This is a genomic window from Mesorhizobium sp. P2_B11 (assembly GCF_056404855.1).
The window spans coordinates 118099-138844 of sequence record NZ_JBFUDF010000008.1; the positions used below are offsets into that span (position 1 = coordinate 118099).

Genomic DNA, 20746 nt, shown 5'->3' on the forward strand with positions numbered 1-20746 from the left:
CATTGGATGCCAAGATTCGGCAAATGGGACGCTTTTGCGGCTCACGCTTCGCTCACCGATTTGTTACGGCCACCTGACCTCCGGCGGCAGGCTGGACAGGATCGAGGCGACATTGCCGCCGGTCTTCAGGCCGAAGATGGTGCCGCGATCGTGAAGAAGGTTGAATTCGACGTAACGGCCGCGCCGGATCAGCTGTTCGTCGCGGTCGTCATCCGTCCAGTTCTCGTTGAAATGGGCCCGAACCAGGTGACCGTAGACGACAAGAAAAGAACGTCCGACATCCTGGACGAAGTTCAAATCGGCATTCCAGCCGCCTATGTCCTCGCCTGAATGCAGCCAGTCGAAAAAGATGCCGCCGACGCCGCGCGGTTCGTTGCGGTGCGGCAGATAGAAATACTCATCGCACCAGGCCTTGAATTTCGGGTGGTCGGCGACCGCGGCGTTCTTCTCGCAAGCGAACTGCATAGCGCGGTGGAAAGCGACCGTGTCGGGGTGATCCTCGGTGCGGTTGCGGTCGAGCACCGGGGTCAGGTCGGCGCCGCCGCCGAACCAGTGGCGCGACGTCACCACCATGCGGGTGTTCATGTGCACGGCCGGCACGTTGGGGCTCCAGGGATGCGCGATCAGCGAAATGCCTGAGGCCCAGAAACTCGGGTCTTCCTCGGCGCCGGGCATCTGCTTCCTGAATTCGGGCGAGAATTCGCCATAGACGGTCGAGGTGTGGACGCCGACCTTCTCGAAGACGCGGCCATGCATCATCGACATGGTGCCGCCGCCGCCCTTGCCCTGGTCGCGCTCCCACGGCGTCTTTTCGAAGCGGCCGGGCGACCAGGCGGCCATCGGCCCCTGCAATTCCTGCTCGATCTGCTCGAAGGTCGCGCAGATGCGCTCGCGCAGCGTCTCGAACCAGAGCCTGGCCTTCATCTTCTTCTGTTCGATGTCGGCCGGCAGGCCTGCCGGTATTTCTGGTCGTTCCAAAATCATGTCTCCGGTCGCAGCCGACAAAGGACTCGTCTTTTTAGGGCGCGATCCCTAATCTCTTAAGGGCAAGGGTCAAGTGTCATCTGGTTCAGGCCCAGGAGTTCTTTCATGCGCGCCCCGGCAAGACCGCCGCTGCACGGGTTGAAGAAAAGGCTCGATCGTTCGCGCGCCGAGCGCGAGCGCATGCCGCGCGACGGTTTTTTGCGTGAAACCTTCGTGCTGCCGCGTTCGGACGCGCGGCTCAAAGCCAAGGAATGGTTCGAGCGCTTCCCGAAGCAGGCCTACTGGACCGAGATCGAAAGCTGGTTCGAGCGGCCGGGAGATGTGATCGAATTCACGATACGGCGGTTGCCGGCGGCGGACTGAACGCCGACGGCGTCGACGCGGATCGTACTCGACTATTTGCCTTGGACGATCTTGATGAATGTGCTCCTGTCGCCCGTTCCGAGATGCGCCCGCTTCATCTCGGCATAGGTCAGACGGCCGCTCTTGAAAGCGCGCGCGGTTCTTGCGCACCAAACCTTCGAAACGCTGGCTGCATTGACATTGATCAACTTGGCAATTTGCTGCTTGGTGGCAAGCGGCGCTTGGTCGCCATGTCGGATGCATTCCGCAAGCAGTTGCCGATACATTGCAGGGCTGCCCTGAACCATTGTTCTTGCAGTATTCCATTCACCTTCGCTCGGCGTGCATGCCGAGAGCGCGACGGCAGCAAGCAACGCTCCAAAAATCTTACAAGAGAATTTCAACTCTACCCCCAAAAGCCAATTGCAGCTGATATCAAGCATACAGATTTGAGCCCGGCAAGACTGGGCGGACGCTTTATAGTCAGAATATTGCCGGAGGGGCAGCGGACCGTAGATTGGCTCAGTGCGGCACCAGCCGCCTCGCGCCTGGCCCTTCGGCACTCAGCCGGTCTTCCCTGTTCCGCAATGGGCATTTGTCGATCGACATGCAGCCGCAGCCGATGCAGTCGGTCAGGCCGTCGCGCAACTTCTTCAACTGACTGATCTTGCGGTCGAGGTCGTCGCGCCAGCCGGTCGACAACAGGTTCCAGTCTTCGCGGGTCGGCGTGCGGCCTTCCGGGAGTGATTCAAGTGCGGCGCCGATCTCGGCCAGCGAGATGCCGACCTCCTGCGCCACTTTGATGATCGCCACCCGCCGCAGCACGTCGCGGCCATAGCGGCGCTGGTTGCCCGATGTGCGGTGGCTGCGGATCAGCCCGCGTGCCTCGTAGAAATGCAGCGCCGACACCGCCACGCCGCTGCGCATGGCCACCTGGCCAACCGTCAATTCCTTCACCGGAGCCATTTCACTTTTCCGCTTGACCTCAAGTTAAGTTGAGCTTGTAGCCAAGAAAACATGGATGTGCAAACGACGGAGAAGGCGATGTGCGCCTGGACGAAGATGACGGAAGTTGCCAGCGTGCCGATGGAGCCGTTCATCGTTTCACAGAAACGCCGAACAACTCCCTCTCTTTGTCTTGGCGCAATTCCCAAGGGAAAGCGCTATGCGCTTTTCCCGGGAAAACCGCTTCACACTTTTCCTGGAATTGCTTTAGCCGAGCTGCCGGATGGCTTCGCCGGCAACCATAGCCACCGACAGCGCGACATTGATGCTGCGCGTGCCCGGCTGCATCGGGATCGTCAGCCGCGCATCCACAGCCTGGTGGACAGAATCCGGCACGCCGGCCGATTCGCGGCCGAACAGCAGGATGTCGCCGTCGGCGAAGGCAAAGCCGGTGTAGGCGGTCGCGCCTTTGGTGGTGAGCAGCACCAGCCGGTGCGCGCTCGCTTGGCGCCAATCCTCGAAGGCGTTCCAGTCGACATGCCGGGTCAGGGCAGCCATTTCGAGATAGTCCATTCCGGCGCGCTTGAGTGCTTTGTCGGAGAGCGGGAAGCCGGCCGGCTCGATGATATCGACACCGAGACCGAGGCAAGCGGCGAAGCGCAGGATTGTCCCGGTGTTGCCGGCAATGTCAGGCTGGTAGAGGGCGATGCGGAGACGGTGGTTCATTTCCGCGTCTTTCTAATAAGTGGCAGATCGGCCACAGCGGTCTCCTGGTTTTGGAAATTGCTGGACCTGCGGGTGGCCATTTTCTGCGAAGTCGAGTATACCGCAAGCATTGTCAACCCGAACCGATGGAGGGGAAATTCATGATGACCATGCACATCCAGCGCCCCTCTCGTGGGCTTACCTGCCTGCTGGCGGTTTCGGTACGACGATTCACCTGACTTCTTAATCTGATCGCACCGATTCCCGCCGAACCCAGTTTTCGGCTGTTGAAGGAATCCTGCGATGTTTTTCAAACTGTTAAAGGGGCTGTACGCCCCAGTTGAACGCGTCCCGACCGAGGTGTCCCCTCGCGTCCCGACCGATGCAATCCGTGCCTCCGGCCGAATGCCGGCGCACGACGTTGCTTCGCCTTTCTATCTCTATTTGCACACGGAGGATGGACCGATGTTCGATCCCTACAAAATACCTGGCTCAAGGAGCCTGCACGAGCGCAAGACGGCGACCTGGGCGTTGCTGATCGGCGAGACCTATTCGTCGGCGGTCCACGCCGAGACGCGTCGGCGTCCACATCGCGGCATGCTGCCGGATGTCGATTTCTCGTGCGCGGTTCCCGACCACAGCCGACCGTCGCTGGTCCGCCGGATCATCCGGCTGATCCGGCCGGGCGCGAAAAACCGGGCTGGCAGCAGCGTGCCGTCAGGTCAGTCGCACGCGTCTGTCGGCGAAAAGCCCGCAAGTCCCTATATTGCGCGAAGCAGGACCGATGGCCCGGGTGATTCCGGGCCGTCGGTCCCCGACGTCGTGCGGTCCGGGGATTTTTCCCGTGCCGCGTGAGCGGACAACAGTTTTGTGAGCATCCCTATGTTTAACTGGTTTGAAAAAAGGCTCGATCCGTTCCCCGCAGCGGAACCGGTCGAGCCGCCGAAGACATTGGTTGCCTTCTGCGTGCATTATACACGAGGCGCCTGGCCCTACATCATCGTCGATGCGGTGCTGGTGACGGCGATCGCGGTGGCCGAAGTGTGGATGTTCGGCTTCATGGGCCGCATCGTCGACTGGCTGTCGGGGCAGAATCGCGAAACCTTCCTGCAGACCGAGAGCTGGAAGCTCGCCGGCATGGCCTTCGTCGTGCTGTTCGCGCTGCCGGGTACGGTATGGCTTCATTCGCTGCTCAACCAGCAGACGCTGATGGGCAACTACCCCATGCGCATCCGCTGGCAGGTGCATCGCTATCTCCTGAAGCAGTCGATGAGCTTCTACCAGGACGAGTTCGCCGGCCGCATCGCCACCAAGCTGATGCAGACGGCGCTCGCCGTGCGCGAATGTGTCATCAAGGTGATCGACGTGCTCAACTACGTCATCGTCTATTTCCTTGGCATGCTGTTCATCGTCGGCTCGGCCGATTTGCGGCTGGCAGCGCCGCTTGGCGTCTGGCTGCTCGGCTATATCGGGTTGTTGCGCTACTTCATCCCGAAGCTGGGCAAGGTCGGCGAGGCGCAGGCCAATGCGCGCTCGACCATGACCGGCCGCGTCGTCGACAGCTACACCAACATCCAGACGGTCAAGCTGTTTTCCCATGCGCGCCGCGAAGCAACGTTTGCCAAAGAGGGGATGGCCGGCTTCCTCGACACGGTCTACCAGTCGATGCGGCTGGTGACGGTGCTTTACGGCCTGCTTTACATCCTCAACGCGCTGCTGCTGTTTTCGGTGACGGCGCTGGCGCTGTGGCTGTGGCTCGGCCAGGCAGTGACGATCGGCGCGGTTGCCGTGGTCATCGGCCTGGTGCTCCGGATGTGGGGCATGTCGCAGTGGATCATGTGGGAAATGTCTGGCCTGTTCGAGAACATCGGCACGGTGCAGGACGGCATCGCCTCGATCTCGTTGCCGCGCCTGGTCGAGGACCGGCCAGGAGCGAAGGACATTGCCGTCACCAAGGGCGAGATCCGCTTCGACGATATCCGCTTCCACTACGGCAAGCAGAAGGGCGTAATCGAGAGCCTGTCGCTGACGGTGAAGCCCGGCGAGAAGGTCGGCATTGTCGGCCGCTCGGGTGCGGGCAAGTCGACGCTGGTCAACCTCTTGTTGCGCTTCTACGACCTCGAGAACGGCCGGATCCTGATCGACGGCCAGGAGATAGCTTCGGTGACGCAGGATTCGTTGCGGGCGCAGATCGGCATGGTGACGCAGGACACCTCGCTGCTGCACCGTTCGGTGCGCGACAACATCCTGTATGGCCGGCCCGACGCCACCGAAGAGATGCTTGTCGAGGCAGCCGGGCGGGCCGAGGCGCTGGAGTTCATCGCCGGGCTTTCGGACCACACTGGACGCAAAGGGCTCGACGCTCATGTCGGCGACCGCGGCGTCAAATTGTCCGGTGGCCAGCGGCAACGCATCGCCATTGCTCGCGTTATGTTGAAGGACGCACCGATACTTATCCTTGACGAAGCGACGTCGGCGCTGGATTCCGAAGCCGAGGCCGCCATCCAGGAGAATCTCTACAAGCTCATGCAAGGCAAGACCGTCATCGCCATTGCGCACCGGCTGTCGACCATCGCGGCGATGGACAGGCTTGTCGTGCTCGACAAGGGCCGCGTCATCGAGGAAGGGTCGCACGAGGAACTCGTCGCCAGCGGCGGGCTCTATGCGCAGCTCTGGCAGCGTCAGTCGGGCGGGTTCCTGCTCGACGACGGTCCGCCCGATCCAGCCCCGGACCCCGCCAATGACGCTGTGGCCAAGGGAGAAGCCGCGGAGTGATGACATCAGCATGATGACAGCCGTCTATCGCTGGTTCGAGAACTGGGTCTATCCGTTCAGGGAGCCAGCGAATCTTCGGCCACCGTCAAGCGTCGGCGGCTTCCTCTGGCACTATGTCGGCCAGGCGAAGTTCGCCTTCTTCGCCATGCTGGTCATCGGCGGCTTCGCGCCGCTGATCGAGGCCGGGCTGTTCTACTTCGTCGGGCGGCTGGTCGATATTCTCGACCAGCTTCCCGCCGAACGCAGCTGGCACGCGCTGTGGGCCGCTGCCGGGCCCGAGCTTGTCTTCATGATCGCGGTGGTGCTGGTCATCCGCACCGTGGTCGTCGGCATGGCGGCGCTGGTCAACGAACAGACGATCACGCCGGGCTTCTACAATCTGGTGCGCTGGCAGGCGCACCGGCATGTGTCGCGCCAGTCCTACACCTTCTTCCAGAACGATTTCGCCGGCCGCATCGCGACAAAAGTCTGGCAGGCGGGGCAAGCGACCGGCGACCTGATGGAGAGCTTCATCGAGGTCATCTGGTTCATGCTCATCTATACGGTGACGACGCTGGCGCTGGTCGCCGGGCTCGATCTGCGTCTGGCCGTGCTGGTGGTGGTCTGGATTCTCGCTTTCGCCTGGCTGGCCAAGCTCTATCTGCCCTCGATCCGCAGGAATGCCGAGGCCACGGCTGAAGCCGGCTCGATGATCAATGGGCGTATCATCGATTCCTATTCCAATGTGCAGACGCTGAAACTGTTCTCGGCCGATGGCGACGACCGCTACATCAGGAATGGCTTCGACATCTATCTCGACGCATTGCGGCCATTCACCCGCCGGCTGACCGGCGTGCGCATGGCGCTGACGACGCTGTCGGGCATCATGATCACGGCGATCGGCTGCTTTGCCGTCTATCTCTGGGTCGAAGGGTCGATCACCGTCGGCGCTGTCGCCTTCACGCTCTCGCTGGTGCTGCGGCTCAACATGCTGCTCGGGCGGGTGATGATGCAGCTCAACGGCATATTGCGAAATCTCGGCGTACTGGAAAACTCCAAGGCGCTGATCTCGCAGCCGCTTGGGCTTGTCGATGCGCCCGATGCGAAGGAGCTTGTCGTGGCCGGCGGCCGCATCGACGTGAAGAATGTCGAGTTCCACTACGGCAAGGGCTTTGGCGTGCTGAACGGCATCAACCTTGTCGTCAGGCCGGGCGAGAAGGTCGGGCTGGTCGGACCGTCGGGCGCCGGCAAGACGACACTCGCCAACCTCATCTTGCGCCTCTACGACCTCGAAGGCGGGTCGATCACCATCGACGGCCAGAACGTTGCCGATGTGACGCAGAACTCGCTGCGCGCCAATATCGGTGTCGTCAGCCAGGACACCGCGCTCTTCCACCGCTCGCTGCGCGACAACATCAAGCTCGGCATGCCGGATGCAACCGACGCCGAGGTGATCGCGGCAGCGAAGAAGGCTGAGGCGCACGACTTCATCCTTGGCCTGCGCGACAACCGGGACCGTGCCGGCTATGAAGCCTTTGTCGGCGAACGTGGCGTCAAACTGTCAGGCGGCCAGCGCCAACGCGTGGCGATCGCCCGCGTCTTCCTCAAGGACGCGCCGATCCTGATCCTCGACGAGGCGACCTCCGCGCTCGATTCCGACATCGAGGCGGCGATCCAGGAGAACCTGGCAAAGCTGATGGAGGACAAGACTGTCATCGCTATCGCCCACCGGCTGTCGACCATTGCCGCGCTCGACCGGCTGGTGGTGCTGGATGGCGGCCGCATCGTCGAACAAGGCACGCATGACGAGCTGGTGGCGCAGGACGGGCTCTATGCGCGTCTGTGGAAACGGCAATCCGGCGGCTTCCTCTATCACGAGGAAAGCGTGCTGGAAGAGACGCGGCCGGCGGAGTAGAAGGCGATCATGTCGGTCCGGATGCCTTCGAATTTTGGACAAAGCAGCGCGCAGGAGAGCGCCCTCGACCTGCTCGGCCACGAGATCCTGGCTGAAAAGGCTGCCGCCCTCGGCCGCACCGGCCAGCGTGTCGAGGAGACACTGAAGAAGCTGCGCGAAAACAGTGAGGACGAGCATCGCCCGCAGTTGCTGAAGGAGGCCGCCGCGGCGGTGCACGCCTATTTCATCCAGCGCGAACTCTGCGGCTTGCGCCGGCATGAGTCGGTGATCCGCGAATACGACATCCCAAGGGCGGTGCTGGTCAGGCTCGGCGCCAGCTAGAGATCATCGGCCGGCAAACGATCATTCCAGCCATTCGGTGATGAAACTGCCGTTTTCGTGAATGTCGGTCGATTCGAGCGGGCCGGGTCCGAGATTGGTGAATTTGTGCGGTGTGTTCGGCGGCACGATCAGGATCTGGCCAGCCGTGGCCTCGATCTGCTGGTCGCCGATCGTGAACAGGCCGGTGCCCTGGCGGATGATGAAGATCTCGCTATAGGGGTGGGTGTGCAGCCGCGGGCCGCCGCCGATCTCCGCCTGGTAATTGAAGATCAGGCAAGAGTTGGAGCCATGGGCGGCGAGTTGCAATTCGCCCTGCCAGCGGCCGGGCGTCCTGGTCCAGGTCTCGAGGTCGATGATGTGTGCCATGTCGACGAGACTAGATCACGGCAAGCTGTCCTGTCGAGACAGGGCGGGGTGCCCAGGATTTGCTGAGATTTCCCTGTTGTTTAGCCGCCTTTTCTGGCCGTTGGACGTCTGGCCGGCTGACATGGTGTTTCGTCCCCGCGACAATCTGCCCTTGTGGCCTCACCCCGCTGGACAAAAACGGGCTTCACGCATAAACCGAAATCCAAATGCCGGAGGAATTCGCTAGCTTGTTCGCCATGCGCTGTCGGGCCGGCGCGATGGAGCGGGGAACAAAGCTCGACCGCCGGCTCGGAAGAGGCGAAAGGATCAGGCACCCGTGAGCGCAACCGACACCCAGGATCCCAACCGTCGTGATTTTCTCTACGTCGCCACCGGCATGGCCGCAGTGGTCGGCGCAGGGGCCGTCGCCTGGCCGTTCATCGACCAGATGCGCCCCGATGCCTCGACGCTGGCGCTGGCCTCGGTCGAGGTCGATGTTTCCTCGCTGACCCCTGGCACGTCGCTGATCGTCAAATGGCGTGGCAAGCCGGTCGTGGTGCGCAACCGCACCGAGCAGGAGATGAAGGACGGCGAGGCGGTCAACCTTGGCGACCTCAAGGATCCGATCGCCCGCAACGCCAATCTGCCGGCCGATGCGCCGGCAACCGACGCCAACCGCACCACGCCCGGCAAGGAAGCCTGGATGGTGATGGTGCAGGTCTGCACGCATCTGGGCTGCATTCCGCTCGGCCAGGAAGGCGATTTCGGCGGCTGGTTCTGCCCGTGCCATGGCTCGGTGTACGATACCGCCGGCCGTATCCGCAAAGGCCCGGCGCCGGAAAACATGGCTGTGCCGGTATTCAAGTTCATTTCCGATACCAAAATCCTTATCGGTTGAGGCAGGGGATATTTCGATGAGCGAGGGACACTCGACCTATACGCCCAAGACCGGTATCGAACGCTGGTTCGACGCCCGCATGCCGCTGCCGCGCATGGTCTATGACAGCTTCATCGCCTATCCGGTGCCGCGCAATCTCAACTATGCCTGGACCTTCGGCGGCATCCTGGCGATCATGCTGGTGGCGCAGATCCTGACCGGCATCGTGCTGGCCATGCACTATACGGCCGACACCAATCTCGCCTTCAATTCGGTCGAGAAAATCATGCGCGACGTGAATTCGGGCTGGCTGTTGCGCTACATGCATTCCAACGGCGCATCCTTCTTCTTCGTCGCCGTCTATATCCACATCTTCCGCGGGCTTTATTACGGCTCATACAAGGCGCCGCGCGAGTTGCTGTGGATCCTCGGCTGCATCATCTACCTGTTGATGATGGCAACCGGCTTCATGGGCTATGTGCTGCCATGGGGTCAGATGAGCTTCTGGGGCGCCACCGTCATCACCGGGTTCTTCAGCGCCATTCCGCTTGTCGGTGACTGGATCCAGCAACTGCTGCTCGGCGGTTTCGCCGTCGACAATCCGACGCTCAACCGCTTCTTTGCGCTGCACTATCTGCTGCCGTTCATGATTGCCGGCGTCGTCGTGCTGCACGTCTGGGCGCTGCATGTGGTCGGCCAGTCGAACCCGACCGGCATCGAGGTCAAGTCGAAGACCGACACCGTCGCCTTCACCCCTTACGCGACCATCAAGGACGCGTTCGGCATGATCGTGTTCCTGTTCTTCTTCGCCTATTTCGTCTTCTACCTGCCGAATTTCCTCGGCCATCCCGACAATTACACGATCGCCAACCCGCTGAAGACGCCGGCCCATATCGTGCCGGAATGGTACTTCCTGCCGTTCTACGCGATCCTGCGCGCCATCACCTTCAACATCGGGCCGATCAACTCCAAGCTCGGTGGCGTGCTGTGCATGTTCGGCGCCATCGTGATGCTGTTCCTGGTGCCGTGGCTCGACACCTCGAAGGTACGCTCGGCGGTTTACCGGCCCTGGTACAAGCTGTTCTTCTGGCTGTTCGTGGCCGATGCCGTCCTGCTTGGCTGGCTGGGCTCGCAGCCGGCGGAAGGCGGTGGTCTGTTGACCCTCGTGATCGGTGAGGTCTCGGGCAACTACGTTGGCTACGCCCAAGCGGCGACACTGTTCTACTTTGCCTTCTTCCTCGTCATCCTGCCGGTGCTCGGCCTGATCGAAACGCCGCGCAGACTGCCGAATTCGATTACCGAGGCGGTGCTGGAGAAGAACAAGGGTGCCGGTGGGGGACATCCGGCCGGTGCAACCTCCGCGCCGGAAACCAAGGGCTGAGCGAGAATCTAAGGGGATTTGGCATGAAGAAGATTCTCACCTCGCTCGCCCTGCTCGGCCTGTTTGCCGGCGGCATCGGGTCCGTCGGCAGCGTGGCTATCGCCGCCGAAGAGGCACACAACGCGGCAGCGCCGACGCATTTCCCGATCGACGAGCCGAAGGAAATGGACTGGAGCTTCGCCGGTCCGTTCGGCACCTATGACAAGGCGCAGCTGCAGCGCGGCCTGAAGGTCTACAAGGAAGTCTGCTCGGCCTGCCATTCGATGAACCTCGTGTCGTTCCGCACGCTGGAAGGTCTTGGTTATTCGGAAGCGCAGGTGAAGTCCTTTGCCGCCGAATACACCATCCATGACGGCCCCAACGATGCCGGCGACATGTTCGACCGCCCGGGCAAGCCGTCCGACTATTTCCCGGCGCCGTTCGCCAATGAGGCGGCGGCCGCTGCCTCCAACGGTGGCGCTGCTCCGCCCGACATGTCGCTGCTGGCCAAGGCACGCGGCGTCGAGCGCGGCTTCCCGCGCTTCGTCTTCGACATCTTCACCCAGTACGCCCAGGGCGGCCCGGATTACATCCATTCGCTGCTGACCGGCTACGACGAGACGCCGCCGGCCGGCATGGTGATCCCCGAAGGCACCCACTACAATCCGTACTTCATGTCCGGCGTGTCGCTGAAGATGCCGAAGCCGCTGTCCGACGGCCAGGTCACCTATGATGACGGCTCGCCGCAGACCGTCGACCAGTATTCGCGCGACGTCTCCGCCTTCCTGATGTGGGCCGCCGAGCCGCATATGGAAGACCGCAAGAAGACCGGCTTTCGCGTGCTGGTGTTCCTGCTTCTGTTCGGGACGCTGATGTATCTGACCAAGCGCAAGGTATGGGAAGGCGTGGCGCACTAAGCGCCCACCAGCCAAGTCAAAAAAGGGCGCCGAGAGGCGCCCTTTTGCTTTTGCGGAGGCGGCGTGTCACACGGCCGTCACTGCCGCTGGCGATCCTGCGGCGCCCTCATCAAAGGATCGCACCCATGAAAAGATACGCATCGCTCGCGGCAGGACTGCTGCTGCTCGTCGTCGGCTCGGCCGCCCAGGCCGAAGACGCAAAACCCTTTATCACCAACAAGGATGTCGACCTGACGATGATCCTGCCGCCGCCGCCGGCCAACGATTCGGCTGAGACCAAGGCCGAGCTAGGCGCAGTGCTGATGCTGCAGGTGACGCGCACACCCGAAATGGAGGCCAGCGCCGTTGCCGACGCCGAGGAAGACGTCTGGCGCTTCACCAAGGTCATGGGGCCGAACTTCAACAAGGAAAAGCTGCCGAAATTCGCGGCCTTCTTCGATCGTGTGGTGGCCACCGAAGGCGCCGTCGTCGATCCGGCCAAGGATGTCTGGAAGCGGCCGCGCCCGCATCAGCTCAGCGACCTCGTCAAGCCGGTGGTCAAGCTGTCGAGCTCCGGCTCCTGGCCTTCGGGTCATGCCACGGTCGGCACCATGATGGGCATCATCCTGGCCGACATGGTTCCGGAAAAGCGCGCCGAGATCATGGCGCGTGCGGCCGAGTACGCCCACAACCGCGTGGTCGGCGGCATCCGCTACCCGTCCGATGTCGAGATGGGCAAGATTTCCGGCAGCGTCATTGCCGCCGTCCTGCTCAACCGCGACGACTTCAAGGCCGAGTATGATGTAGCCAAGGCCGAGCTGCGCTCCGACCTCGGCATATAAGCTATTCCCAACAATCGATTTTCGACGGGAAGGGGCGCCAGAGGCGCCCCTTTTTCGTTTATGGCTGTGGCCAAGAGGCAGTTCGGCAAATCGCCCGTTGGCACGGCGGCATCGGATTGATATTCGACGCAGCGAGCTTCTTGCGCCATGTATTGGAAATCGATGATGCGGCTACGCGACTGTCACAACTTTTCCGATTTCCGCCGCATGGCGCAGCAGCGGCTGCCGGGGCCGATCTTCAACTACATCGACGGCGCGGCGGACGACGAGGTCACCTATCGCCGCAACACCGAGAGTTTCGAGCGCTGCGACCTCGTTCCCAACGTGCTGCGCGGTGTCAGCGAGATCGACATGTCGGTGACGGTGATGGGCCAGAAGCTGGCGATGCCCGTCTATTGCTCGCCGACCGCCTTGCAGCGGCTGTTCCATCATCAGGGCGAGCGCGCTGTGGCCAAGGCTTCGGCCAAATTCGGCACCATGTTCGGCGTGTCCTCGCTCGGCACGGTCAGCCTCGAGGAMGCGCGCAGGATCAGCAGCAGCCCGCAGGTCTACCAGTTCTATTTCCACCGGGATCGCGGCCTCAACCGGGCGATGATGCAGCGGGCGAAGGCGGTTGGCGTCGAGGTGATGATGCTGACCGTCGACTCGATCACCGGCGGCAATCGAGAGCGCGACAAGCGCACCGGCTTTGCCATTCCCTTCAAGCTCAGCCTTGCCGGCATGCTGCAGTTCGCGCTCAAGCCCGGTTGGGCGATCAACTATTTCACCCATGAGGGGTTCAAGCTGCCGCAGCTCGACGAGCATGTCGACATGGGTGGCGGCACGATGTCGATCAGCCGCTACTTTACCGAGATGCTCGATCCGTCGATGACCTGGGACGATGTCGCCGAGATGGTCAGGCTTTGGGGAGGCCCGTTCTGCCTGAAGGGTGTCATGTCGGTGGAGGACGCCAGGCGCGCCGTCGAGATCGGCTGCAGCGGCATTGTGCTGTCGAACCATGGCGGCCGGCAGCTGGACGGCTCACGGGCGGCGTTCGACCAGTTGGCGGAGATCGTCGATGCCGTTGGCGACAGGATAGACGTCATCATGGATGGCGGCGTGCAGCGGGGCACGCATGTGCTGAAGGCGCTCTCGCTCGGCGCCAAGGCAGTCGGCGTCGGCCGCTACTATCTGTTTCCGCTGGCGGCTGCCGGCCAGCCCGGCGTCGAACGGGCGCTCGAGCAGATGCGGGTCGAGATCGAGCGCGGTATGAAGCTGATGGGCTGCAGTTCGATCGAACAATTGTCGCGCACGAATCTCCGTTTCAGGTAATCTCGGCTCATGAAATCCTCGCTCGAAGACACGCTTCTCGCCGCGATCCGCACCATTCCGGACTATCCCAAGCCCGGCATCCTGTTTCGCGACATCACCACGCTGCTCGGCAATGCGCGCGCCTTCCGCCGCGCCATCGACGAGCTGGTGCATCCCTATGCCGGCCAGAAGATCGACAAGATCGCCGGCATCGAGGCGCGCGGCTTCATCCTCGGCGGCGCCGTCGCGCACCAGCTTTCGGCCGGCTTCGTGCCGATCCGCAAGAAGGGCAAGCTGCCTTACGAGACGGTGCGCGTCGCCTACAGCCTGGAATATGGCCTGGACGAGATGGAGATGCACAAGGATGGCGTTGCGCCGGGCGAGAAGGTGATCCTGGTCGACGACCTGATCGCCACCGGCGGCACCGCGGAGGCAGCGGTCAAGCTGCTCAGGCAGATCGGTGCAGACATTCTCGCTGCTTGCTTTGTGATCGATCTGCCGGACCTCGGCGGACGAGCGAAGCTTGAGGCGCTGGGTGTTCCGGTGCGGACGCTGATCGGGTTCGAGGGGCATTAGAGTAGAGCACTTTTTCCCTTCTCCCCTTGTGGGAGAAGGTGTCGCCGAAGGCGACGGATGAGGGGTGTTCCAGGGAACGCCAACGCCTCACTCCGCTGGAACACCCCTCATCCGTCTTGCCGCTTCGCGGCAATCCACCTTCTCCCACAGGGGGAGAAGGTAAGAGGCGCCGCTGCTACTCCACCTTCACCAGCACCGCGCTGTCGAATGCGATGACCTTGTCGCCGGTCGAATCGGAGCCCTCGCAGAGCAGCGTCAGCAGGCTCCAGCCGGGACGCGCGGGAAGCGGGCGGTGGGCCAGCGCCGTGCGCGTGAAGGTGACGGTCTCGCCGGCATAGACCGGCTTCAGCCATTTCAGGTTCCGGAAGCCGGGCGAGGGGCCGAATTCCGGCTGCGGGCCCGGGCCGGTCCAGCGCACGCCCTCGGTCTCCATGCGCTTTTCGAGGTTGTATTTCATCCAGGTCGCGGCGGTGTGCCAGCCCGAGGCGCAGAGCCCGCCGAGCACGCTCTTCTTCGCTACCTCCTCGTCGACATGAAAGATTTGCGGATCGTATTTGCGGGCGAAGGCCTTGATCTCGTCGGGCTCGAATCGGTGTGAGCCCAGCGTCACGGTGACACCGATTAGGAAGAACTCGTCGAGCGTCATGCGGCGGCCTCGCGGGTCAGGAACATGCCGGTGTTCTCGAGCTCGAAGACGCTTTCGCCGCGCTGGTTGAACAATTCGCTGCGCATGGTGACGAGGCCGAGCTGAGGCCGTGATTTGGACTGGCGCTTGGCAAGCACGGTGAGGGTGCCGGTAAGCCGGTCGCCGGCCAGGACCGGCTTCTTCCATTTGACATGGTCGATGCCGGGCGAACCTTGCGAGGTCGAGTCGAGCAGGAAGGCATCGCACAGCATGCGCATGAACATGGCGCAGGTGTGCCAGCCCGAAGCCGACAGGCCGCCGAGAATGCTGGCCTTGCCGGCTTCCTCGTCGAGATGCATCGGCTGGGCATCGAATTCGCTGGCGAACTCGATAATCTCGGCAGCACTCACCTGCTTGACGCCGAGGTCGAACGAGCCGCCCTCGACGAAGTCCTCATAGGCCCAGGTCTTTGCGGTCATGATCCTAATCCGGTTCAAGGTTGTACGATCACCGGGCATCCGGATGCCGTCCGGGTGGCGTTTGGTCAAGCGATTTCTACTGAACCAGGGGGATCAGAGCCAGCCGCGGCGGCGGAAATACCAGAAGGGCAGGATCGCCGACAGGATCATCAGGCCGATGGCGAAGGGATAGCCGAGCTGCCATTTCAGCTCCGGAATGACGTCGAAGTTCATGCCGTAGATCGAAGCCACCAGCGTTGGCGGCAGGAAGATGACGGCGGCGACCGAGAAGATCTTGATGATGGCGTTCTGTTCGATCGAGATCATGCCGAGCGTCGCGTCGAGCAGGAAGGAGATCTTCTGCGACAGGAAGGTGGCGTGGTCGGCGAGCGACAGCACATCGCGCGACACGGTCTTGATGCGGGCGCGGACGTCCTTGCTCATCTTGATCTGGGTCGCGACATGGGCGAGGAAGCCTGAGAGGCGCTGCAGCGAGATCAGGCTGTCGCGGATCGAGGAGGCGATGTCCTCCTTGCGGCCGATGGCCTTGAGCAGCTCCTGGAAATCGCGGTTGCGCTTGTTCACCTTGGTCGAGCGCGCTTCGAAAATATCGCGCGAGATCGTCTCGATGTCGCGGCCGGCGCGTTCGAGAATGTCGGCGAGCCGATCGACGATCGCCTCCAGCAGGCCGATCAGGATGGTGTTGCCTGTGGTGCAGCCTGTCGCCACTTTCTCGGCGCGCAGCGGAAAGGTCTTGAACGCCTTCGGCTCATGATAGCGGATGGTGACCAGTCTCGGCCCGGCAAGCACGAAAGTGACCGGCGACATCAAGGGATCGTCGATCTCGGTCTGCGCCGGCAAAGTGGCGGTCATGAAATAGGCGCCGTCCTCGATGTAGAGCCGGCTCGAGATCTCGATCTCCTCCATCTCCTCACGGGTCGGGATGGCGACGCCGAGCCAGGTCTCGATCGTTGTTTCTTCTTCCTTGGTCGGGTTCAGAAGGTCGGCCCAGACGACGTGGTCGCCGTCGGTCGCGAGATCGTCAGTGACGCGCAGGCGGTCATTGTCGACGACGAAGGCCTTGATCATCGCCGGTCTCCGTTGGTTGAGCCCAAGAGGTTTCGTTCGAAAGCGATGGGTCCTGCGCGCGCAGCCGTTTCCCACGGAGACGGGCCAAGTCGCATGCAGACGGCCTTAGACCCGGTGCCAAGGGCAGTCAAGCGAAGCAGCATATCGGCTCGTCCACTTGACGCAGCTGTGAACGGGCGCAGTCAGCGCGCCAGCCGCGAGATGCATTGGCACCTCAAGTATTGAACTTGAACAGCAGGACGTCGCCGTCCTGGACGACGTATTCCTTGCCTTCGTCGCGCGCCTTGCCGGCTTCCTTGGCCGCCACTTCGCCACCCAGCGTGATGTAGTCGTCATAGGCGATGGTCTGGGCGCGGATGAAGCCGCGCTCGAAATCGGTATGGATGACGCCGGCGGCCTGCGGGGCCTTGTCGCCCTTGTGGATCGTCCAGGCGCGCGTCTCCTTCGGCCCGGCGGTGAAATAGGTGATGAGATGCAACAGATCGTAGCCGGCGCGGATCACCTTGTTGAGGCCTGGCTCGTCGAGGCCGAGCGAGGACAGGAATTCCATCTCTTCTTCGTCTGAGAGCTGGGCAACTTCGGCCTCGATCGCGGCCGAGATCACCACCGTGCCGGCGCCCTGGGCGGTCGCCATCTTCTCGACAGCCGCAGTGTGCTCGTTGCCGGTGGCAGCATCCGCCTCGGCGACGTTGCACACATAGAGCACGGGGTGCGAGGTCAACAGGTTCAGCCCCTGCAGGATGCGCAGGTCTTCGGCGGAGATACCCTTGAGCAGGATGCGGGTCGGCTTGCCGGCCTGCAGCAGTTCGAGGGCTGCCTCCATCATCGGCAGCACGGTTACGGCTTCCTTGTCCTTCGAGCCAGCGCGCTTGCGGAACTGCACGATGCGGCGCTCGAGGCTATCGAGGTCGGCGAGCATCAGTTCGGTCTCGACTGTATCGGCGTCGGCGACAGGGTCGATCTTGCCCTCGACATGGGTGATGTCGTCATCCTCGAAGCAGCGCAGCACATGCACGATGGCGTCGACCTCGCGGATGTTGGCGAGGAACTGGTTGCCCAGGCCTTCGCCCTTGGACGCGCCGCGCACCAGGCCGGCAATGTCGACGAAGGAGATGCGGGTCGGGATGATCTCCTTCGACTTGGCGATCGCGGCGATCTTCTGCAGGCGCGGATCGGGCACCGCCACCTCGCCGGTGTTCGGTTCGATGGTGCAGAACGGATAGTTGGCGGCCTGCGCCGCCGCCGTCCTGGTCAACGCGTTGAAAAGCGTCGACTTGCCGACGTTGGGCAAGCCAACGATGCCGCATTTGAAACCCATGTGTCCGGTCCTATCGGGAAACTAGAAATTTGATGAGGGCTATGGGCGATAGCGGTGAGCAACGTCAAGCCCCGCGGCCCCGATCCTATCGAAGCTCAGTCCTTCTTGCCGAACAGTTTCTTCAGCATGGCGGCCATCGGGCCGCTTTCTGGCAGCTTGGCCGGCGCCTGCTGCGGCCGCGCCTGGCGGATGTGGCTTTGGGCTTTCGGGCCCTGCACTTTCGGCGCCTTGGGCGGCGGCCGGTCGTCATCGCCGGTCGGCACGAGCTTGTCGCGCAAGGCCAGCGTCACGCGGTTCATGAAGGAACTGTCATCGCCCTTGGCCAGCAGCCCGGCATCGTCGGCGATGGTGTCGAGCAGCACGTTCAGCCATTCGCGGTCGGCCTTGGCGAAGTCGCCGAGCACATGGCCCTGCACCATTTCCCTGACGCCGGGATGGCCGACGCCGATGCGCACGCGGCGATAATTCTTGCCGACATGCTGGTCCAGCGAGCGGATGCCGTTGTGGCCGCCGGCGCCGCCGCCGACCTTGACCCGCAATTTGCCGGCCGGCAGGTCGATCTCGTCGTAAAGGACGGTCAGCGCCTCGGGGCCGAGCTTGTAGAAGCGAAGGGCTTCACCGACCGGCTGCCCCGACAGGTTCATGAAGGTCTGTGGTTTGATCAGGAGGATCTTTTCGCCGGCAATCGTGCCTTCGGCGATCAGGCCCTGGAATTTCTTCGACCAGGGCGAAAAGGAATGGCGGCGGGCGATAGCGTCCGCCGCCATGAAGCCGACATTGTGCCGGTTATCAGCGTATTTCGCGCCCGGATTGCCGAGGCCTGCAAAGACAAGCATCGTCAAGCTCCGGACCCGAAAATTACTTCTCGTCGGCAGCAGGAGCCGCCGCTTCGGGGGCTGCCGCTTCCGCCGTCTCTTCCGCCTCCGGCTTCATCGCCGAGGAGCCGGCAATGGTCGCGATGGTGAAGTCGCGGTCGGAGATCACCGGCTTGACGCCGGCCGGCAGGGTAACCGCCGAGATGTGGATCGAATCGCCAATGTCGGCGCCGGTGAGATCGACGGTGATGAATTCCGGGATCGCATTGGCCGGGCAGTGGAACTCGACCTCGTGACGCACGATGTTGAGCACGCCGCCGCGCTTGATGCCGGGCGACTTGTCTTCATTGATGAAGTGGACAGGCACGTCGACATTGACCTCGGTGTCCTTGCCGATGCGCAGGAAGTCGACATGGACCGGGAAATCCTTGACCGGGTCGAGCTGGAAATCCTTGGGCAGAACCTGGATCTTCTTGCCTTCGACATCGATCGTGGCAATCGTGGTCAAAAACCCGCCGCCATGGATCTTGTAGTAGACGTCCTTGTAGTTCAGCGCGATAGCCAGGGGAGGCTGTCTGTCGCCGTAGATGACTGCAGGCACTTTACCGTTACGGCGAACTGCACGGGCGGACCCCTTACCGACCTGTTCGCGCGCTTCGGCCTTGAGCTCGTAAGTATCGTGGCTCATGGCATTTCCTTTCGCGTGTTATGGAGCGTTTGCGGCGGGCAAAGTGCCTGAACCGTAAACGTCGAAAGCCGCCAGGCCTGGATATCCGAATGCGAGATGCCGCATACGCGGACCTTTGTTCGGGATCACAGGGGGAAGGCAGCCTTCCGCCGCGTTGCCTCCAAGGGTGTCTACGCGGGTGGCGGCTCTATAGCGGAAGGCGGGAAAGGGTGCAAGTCGGTGGCAATTGTCTGCTTTGCACCATGATTGGACATTTCAAAGTCCTAAGCTGTCGATAGCGCCAGAGCCGGAGATACTCCACCGCCTAGATGTTCTCGCGCGTATAGATCTCGAACGGCAGGATGGTGGTGACGTTGCCGCTTTCGTTCGGCGCCGAGACGGCGCGGATCATGCCGGCCAGCGCTTCCTGCGCGATGCGGGCGAGCGGGTGCGAGATGACGAAGGTCAGCGTGCCGTCGAGCAGGGCCGGGCGGGTCGAGTCCATCAGTTCGTAGCCAACGACGACGATGCCGCCGGCGCGGCCGGTGGAGCGGAGCGCAGCGATGGCGCCGGTGATGCCGCCGCCGGCGACATAAAGGCCGGACAGATCCGGATTTTCGTTGAGCAGCTTTTCGGTCATCTCCTGCGCGATGGCGCTGGATTCGAAGGTCAGCAGCGGCTCCAGCAGCGTGAAATCAGGCGCGTGCTCGCGGAAATAGGAGCGGAAACCGCTTTCGTTCATCTCCTGGCAGCGATAGCGATGATTGCCGACGAGGATGCCGAGCTTGCCGGGCGCCCGGCAGACATGCTCGAACACCCAGGCAGCGGTGCGCCCAACCTTCCAGTTGTCGAGCCCGATATAGTTGACATGGCCTGTGGCCGAAATCTGCGAAATCAGCGCGAAGACCGGGACGTTGCGGGCCTGCAGCGCATCGACCGCCTGGGTGACGAGAGGATGGACCGCGGCGACAACGCCGACGGCGTCACATTCGGCGCCGAGCGCCAGCATCCGGGCAGCGACGTTCTGCGGCGACAGATCGTCGAGAAACTCGCTGCGCAGCTCAATCTCGCAGTCAGGCATGGTCGGCGCCACCGCGCGCAGCGCCTCGGCGATGTTGCGATAGAAGGCGCGGCCGGGCTGGTGCAGCAGAAAGCCGAAGCGGTAGCGCGGCCGGGCGGCCGCTATGCGGCTGCGCAGCGCGCCCATACCATAGAAGCCGATCTGCTCGGCCGCCAGCCTGACGCGCTCGCGCGTGCCCTGGCGGACGGCGCCGGCACCGCTCAGCACCCGGTTCACTGTGGCCACCGAGACCTTGGCCTCGGCGGCAACATCCCTGATCGTCGGCCGCTTGTTTTGATCCATTTCGTCTCATCCGTCTGTAGCAATTGATACGAAGATATCATTTGCCGTGCACGATTGATATGAATGACACAATCAATTTGGAATAAAAATTCTATTCTTGATTCATTTTGGATCAAGATGTTTATCTCAGCAAAAGCAAGCAAGGCGGACGCACCGCCCGCCCAAGGATAGCAGCAGCACAGCACAGAGGGTTTCCGCCCACCGCCTCGGCGGTGTCAGGCAGCGTGCGCGTACGGGCTATGTCGGGCGTTGCGGGTGC

The 20746-nt window shown here is 62.6% G+C and carries 23 protein-coding genes; 11 read left to right on the plus strand and 12 right to left on the minus strand.

The annotated features are described in order from the left end of the window. Nucleotides 1-63: 63 nt before the first annotated feature. Complete coding sequence (gene hemF, locus AC1DYJ_RS25375) at nucleotides 64-978, minus strand: oxygen-dependent coproporphyrinogen oxidase (RefSeq protein WP_477285337.1); 915 nt, start codon at nucleotides 976-978, stop codon at nucleotides 64-66. A gap of 111 nt (nucleotides 979-1089) precedes the next feature. Here hemF and AC1DYJ_RS25380 point away from each other — a divergent pair, with 111 nt between their 5' ends. Next, a complete protein-coding gene (locus tag AC1DYJ_RS25380; protein ID WP_477285335.1) occupies nucleotides 1090-1347 on the plus strand; it encodes a hypothetical protein in 258 nt (85 codons plus the stop codon). A 32-nt stretch (nucleotides 1348-1379) separates the two neighbouring features. On the opposite strand, the gene AC1DYJ_RS25385 is transcribed toward AC1DYJ_RS25380, so the two are convergent. The 3 genes from AC1DYJ_RS25385 to AC1DYJ_RS25395 all read right to left on the minus strand — a co-directional run bounded on the left by AC1DYJ_RS25385 (nucleotide 1380) and on the right by AC1DYJ_RS25395 (nucleotide 2997). Then, nucleotides 1380-1769: a hypothetical protein gene (locus AC1DYJ_RS25385; protein ID WP_477285333.1), complete on the minus strand. Its 390-nt coding sequence runs from the start codon at nucleotides 1767-1769 to the stop codon at nucleotides 1380-1382. Between the two features lie 79 nt (nucleotides 1770-1848). After that, complete coding sequence (soxR, locus tag AC1DYJ_RS25390; RefSeq protein WP_477285331.1) at nucleotides 1849-2292, minus strand: redox-sensitive transcriptional activator SoxR; 444 nt, start codon at nucleotides 2290-2292, stop codon at nucleotides 1849-1851. 246 nt (nucleotides 2293-2538) lie between these two features. Further along, nucleotides 2539-2997, minus strand: a complete 459-nt coding sequence (locus AC1DYJ_RS25395) for a tRNA (cytidine(34)-2'-O)-methyltransferase (protein WP_477285329.1) — start codon at nucleotides 2995-2997, stop codon at nucleotides 2539-2541. A 282-nt stretch (nucleotides 2998-3279) separates the two neighbouring features. Here AC1DYJ_RS25395 and AC1DYJ_RS25400 point away from each other — a divergent pair, with 282 nt between their 5' ends. The 4 genes from AC1DYJ_RS25400 to AC1DYJ_RS25415 are packed head-to-tail and all read left to right on the plus strand — an operon-like array spanning nucleotide 3280 to nucleotide 7966. Continuing rightward, nucleotides 3280-3831 (plus strand): hypothetical protein, encoded by a 552-nt coding sequence (locus AC1DYJ_RS25400; RefSeq protein ID WP_477285327.1) that lies wholly within the window; start codon nucleotides 3280-3282, stop codon nucleotides 3829-3831. A gap of 27 nt (nucleotides 3832-3858) precedes the next feature. Next, on the plus strand, nucleotides 3859-5751 hold the full coding sequence (locus AC1DYJ_RS25405; RefSeq protein ID WP_477285325.1) for an ABC transporter ATP-binding protein: 1893 nt from the start codon (nucleotides 3859-3861) through the stop codon (nucleotides 5749-5751). Nucleotides 5752-5761: 10 nt separating this feature from the next. Next, a complete protein-coding gene (locus tag AC1DYJ_RS25410; RefSeq protein WP_477285323.1) occupies nucleotides 5762-7645 on the plus strand; it encodes an ABC transporter ATP-binding protein in 1884 nt (627 codons plus the stop codon). 9 nt (nucleotides 7646-7654) lie between these two features. Next, nucleotides 7655-7966, plus strand: a complete 312-nt coding sequence (locus AC1DYJ_RS25415) for a DUF6665 family protein (RefSeq protein WP_477285321.1) — start codon at nucleotides 7655-7657, stop codon at nucleotides 7964-7966. Nucleotides 7967-7987: 21 nt separating this feature from the next. Here the strand turns inward: AC1DYJ_RS25415 and AC1DYJ_RS25420 are convergent, their stop codons facing one another. Next, nucleotides 7988-8332 carry a cupin domain-containing protein gene (locus AC1DYJ_RS25420; protein ID WP_477285319.1) on the minus strand — a complete coding sequence of 115 codons (345 nt, stop codon included), beginning with the start codon at nucleotides 8330-8332 and terminating at the stop codon, nucleotides 7988-7990. Between the two features lie 316 nt (nucleotides 8333-8648). Between AC1DYJ_RS25420 and petA the strand changes: the two genes are divergently transcribed. From petA to AC1DYJ_RS25450, 6 genes are all read left to right on the plus strand, one after another. Next, nucleotides 8649-9209: a ubiquinol-cytochrome c reductase iron-sulfur subunit gene (petA, locus tag AC1DYJ_RS25425; protein WP_477285317.1), complete on the plus strand. Its 561-nt coding sequence runs from the start codon at nucleotides 8649-8651 to the stop codon at nucleotides 9207-9209. A gap of 16 nt (nucleotides 9210-9225) precedes the next feature. Next, on the plus strand, nucleotides 9226-10569 hold the full coding sequence (locus AC1DYJ_RS25430; RefSeq protein ID WP_477285315.1) for a cytochrome b: 1344 nt from the start codon (nucleotides 9226-9228) through the stop codon (nucleotides 10567-10569). Between the two features lie 23 nt (nucleotides 10570-10592). Further along, nucleotides 10593-11465, plus strand: coding sequence for a cytochrome c1 (locus AC1DYJ_RS25435; RefSeq protein WP_477285313.1), 873 nt, complete (start codon nucleotides 10593-10595; stop codon nucleotides 11463-11465). A gap of 125 nt (nucleotides 11466-11590) precedes the next feature. Beyond that, nucleotides 11591-12286 carry an acid phosphatase gene (locus AC1DYJ_RS25440; protein WP_477285311.1) on the plus strand — a complete coding sequence of 232 codons (696 nt, stop codon included), beginning with the start codon at nucleotides 11591-11593 and terminating at the stop codon, nucleotides 12284-12286. A gap of 165 nt (nucleotides 12287-12451) precedes the next feature. After that, nucleotides 12452-13597 (plus strand): alpha-hydroxy acid oxidase, encoded by a 1146-nt coding sequence (locus tag AC1DYJ_RS25445; RefSeq protein WP_477426288.1) that lies wholly within the window; start codon nucleotides 12452-12454, stop codon nucleotides 13595-13597. Between the two features lie 9 nt (nucleotides 13598-13606). Beyond that, the gene (locus AC1DYJ_RS25450) at nucleotides 13607-14152 is read left to right on the plus strand and encodes an adenine phosphoribosyltransferase (protein ID WP_013529989.1); all 546 of its coding nucleotides are present in this window, start codon (nucleotides 13607-13609) and stop codon (nucleotides 14150-14152) included. Between the two features lie 175 nt (nucleotides 14153-14327). Here the strand turns inward: AC1DYJ_RS25450 and AC1DYJ_RS25455 are convergent, their stop codons facing one another. From AC1DYJ_RS25455 to AC1DYJ_RS25485, 7 genes are all read right to left on the minus strand, one after another. After that, nucleotides 14328-14798 (minus strand): MaoC family dehydratase, encoded by a 471-nt coding sequence (locus AC1DYJ_RS25455; RefSeq protein WP_477285307.1) that lies wholly within the window; start codon nucleotides 14796-14798, stop codon nucleotides 14328-14330. Then, the gene (locus tag AC1DYJ_RS25460) at nucleotides 14795-15256 is read right to left on the minus strand and encodes a MaoC family dehydratase (RefSeq protein WP_477285305.1); all 462 of its coding nucleotides are present in this window, start codon (nucleotides 15254-15256) and stop codon (nucleotides 14795-14797) included. The genes AC1DYJ_RS25455 and AC1DYJ_RS25460 overlap by 4 nt, the downstream gene beginning before the upstream one ends. 93 nt (nucleotides 15257-15349) lie before the next feature. Beyond that, entirely contained in the window at nucleotides 15350-16324 is a 975-nt protein-coding gene (gene corA, locus AC1DYJ_RS25465; RefSeq protein WP_477285303.1) for a magnesium/cobalt transporter CorA, read from the minus strand. A 214-nt stretch (nucleotides 16325-16538) separates the two neighbouring features. Beyond that, nucleotides 16539-17642 (minus strand): redox-regulated ATPase YchF, encoded by a 1104-nt coding sequence (ychF, locus tag AC1DYJ_RS25470; RefSeq protein WP_477285301.1) that lies wholly within the window; start codon nucleotides 17640-17642, stop codon nucleotides 16539-16541. 95 nt (nucleotides 17643-17737) lie between these two features. After that, the gene (gene pth / locus AC1DYJ_RS25475; RefSeq protein WP_477285299.1) at nucleotides 17738-18478 is read right to left on the minus strand and encodes an aminoacyl-tRNA hydrolase; all 741 of its coding nucleotides are present in this window, start codon (nucleotides 18476-18478) and stop codon (nucleotides 17738-17740) included. Nucleotides 18479-18500: 22 nt separating this feature from the next. Next, nucleotides 18501-19145, minus strand: coding sequence for a 50S ribosomal protein L25/general stress protein Ctc (locus tag AC1DYJ_RS25480; RefSeq protein ID WP_477285297.1), 645 nt, complete (start codon nucleotides 19143-19145; stop codon nucleotides 18501-18503). Nucleotides 19146-19449: 304 nt separating this feature from the next. Beyond that, nucleotides 19450-20487 carry a LacI family DNA-binding transcriptional regulator gene (locus AC1DYJ_RS25485; RefSeq protein WP_477285295.1) on the minus strand — a complete coding sequence of 346 codons (1038 nt, stop codon included), beginning with the start codon at nucleotides 20485-20487 and terminating at the stop codon, nucleotides 19450-19452. Between the last annotated feature and the right edge of the window lie 259 nt (nucleotides 20488-20746).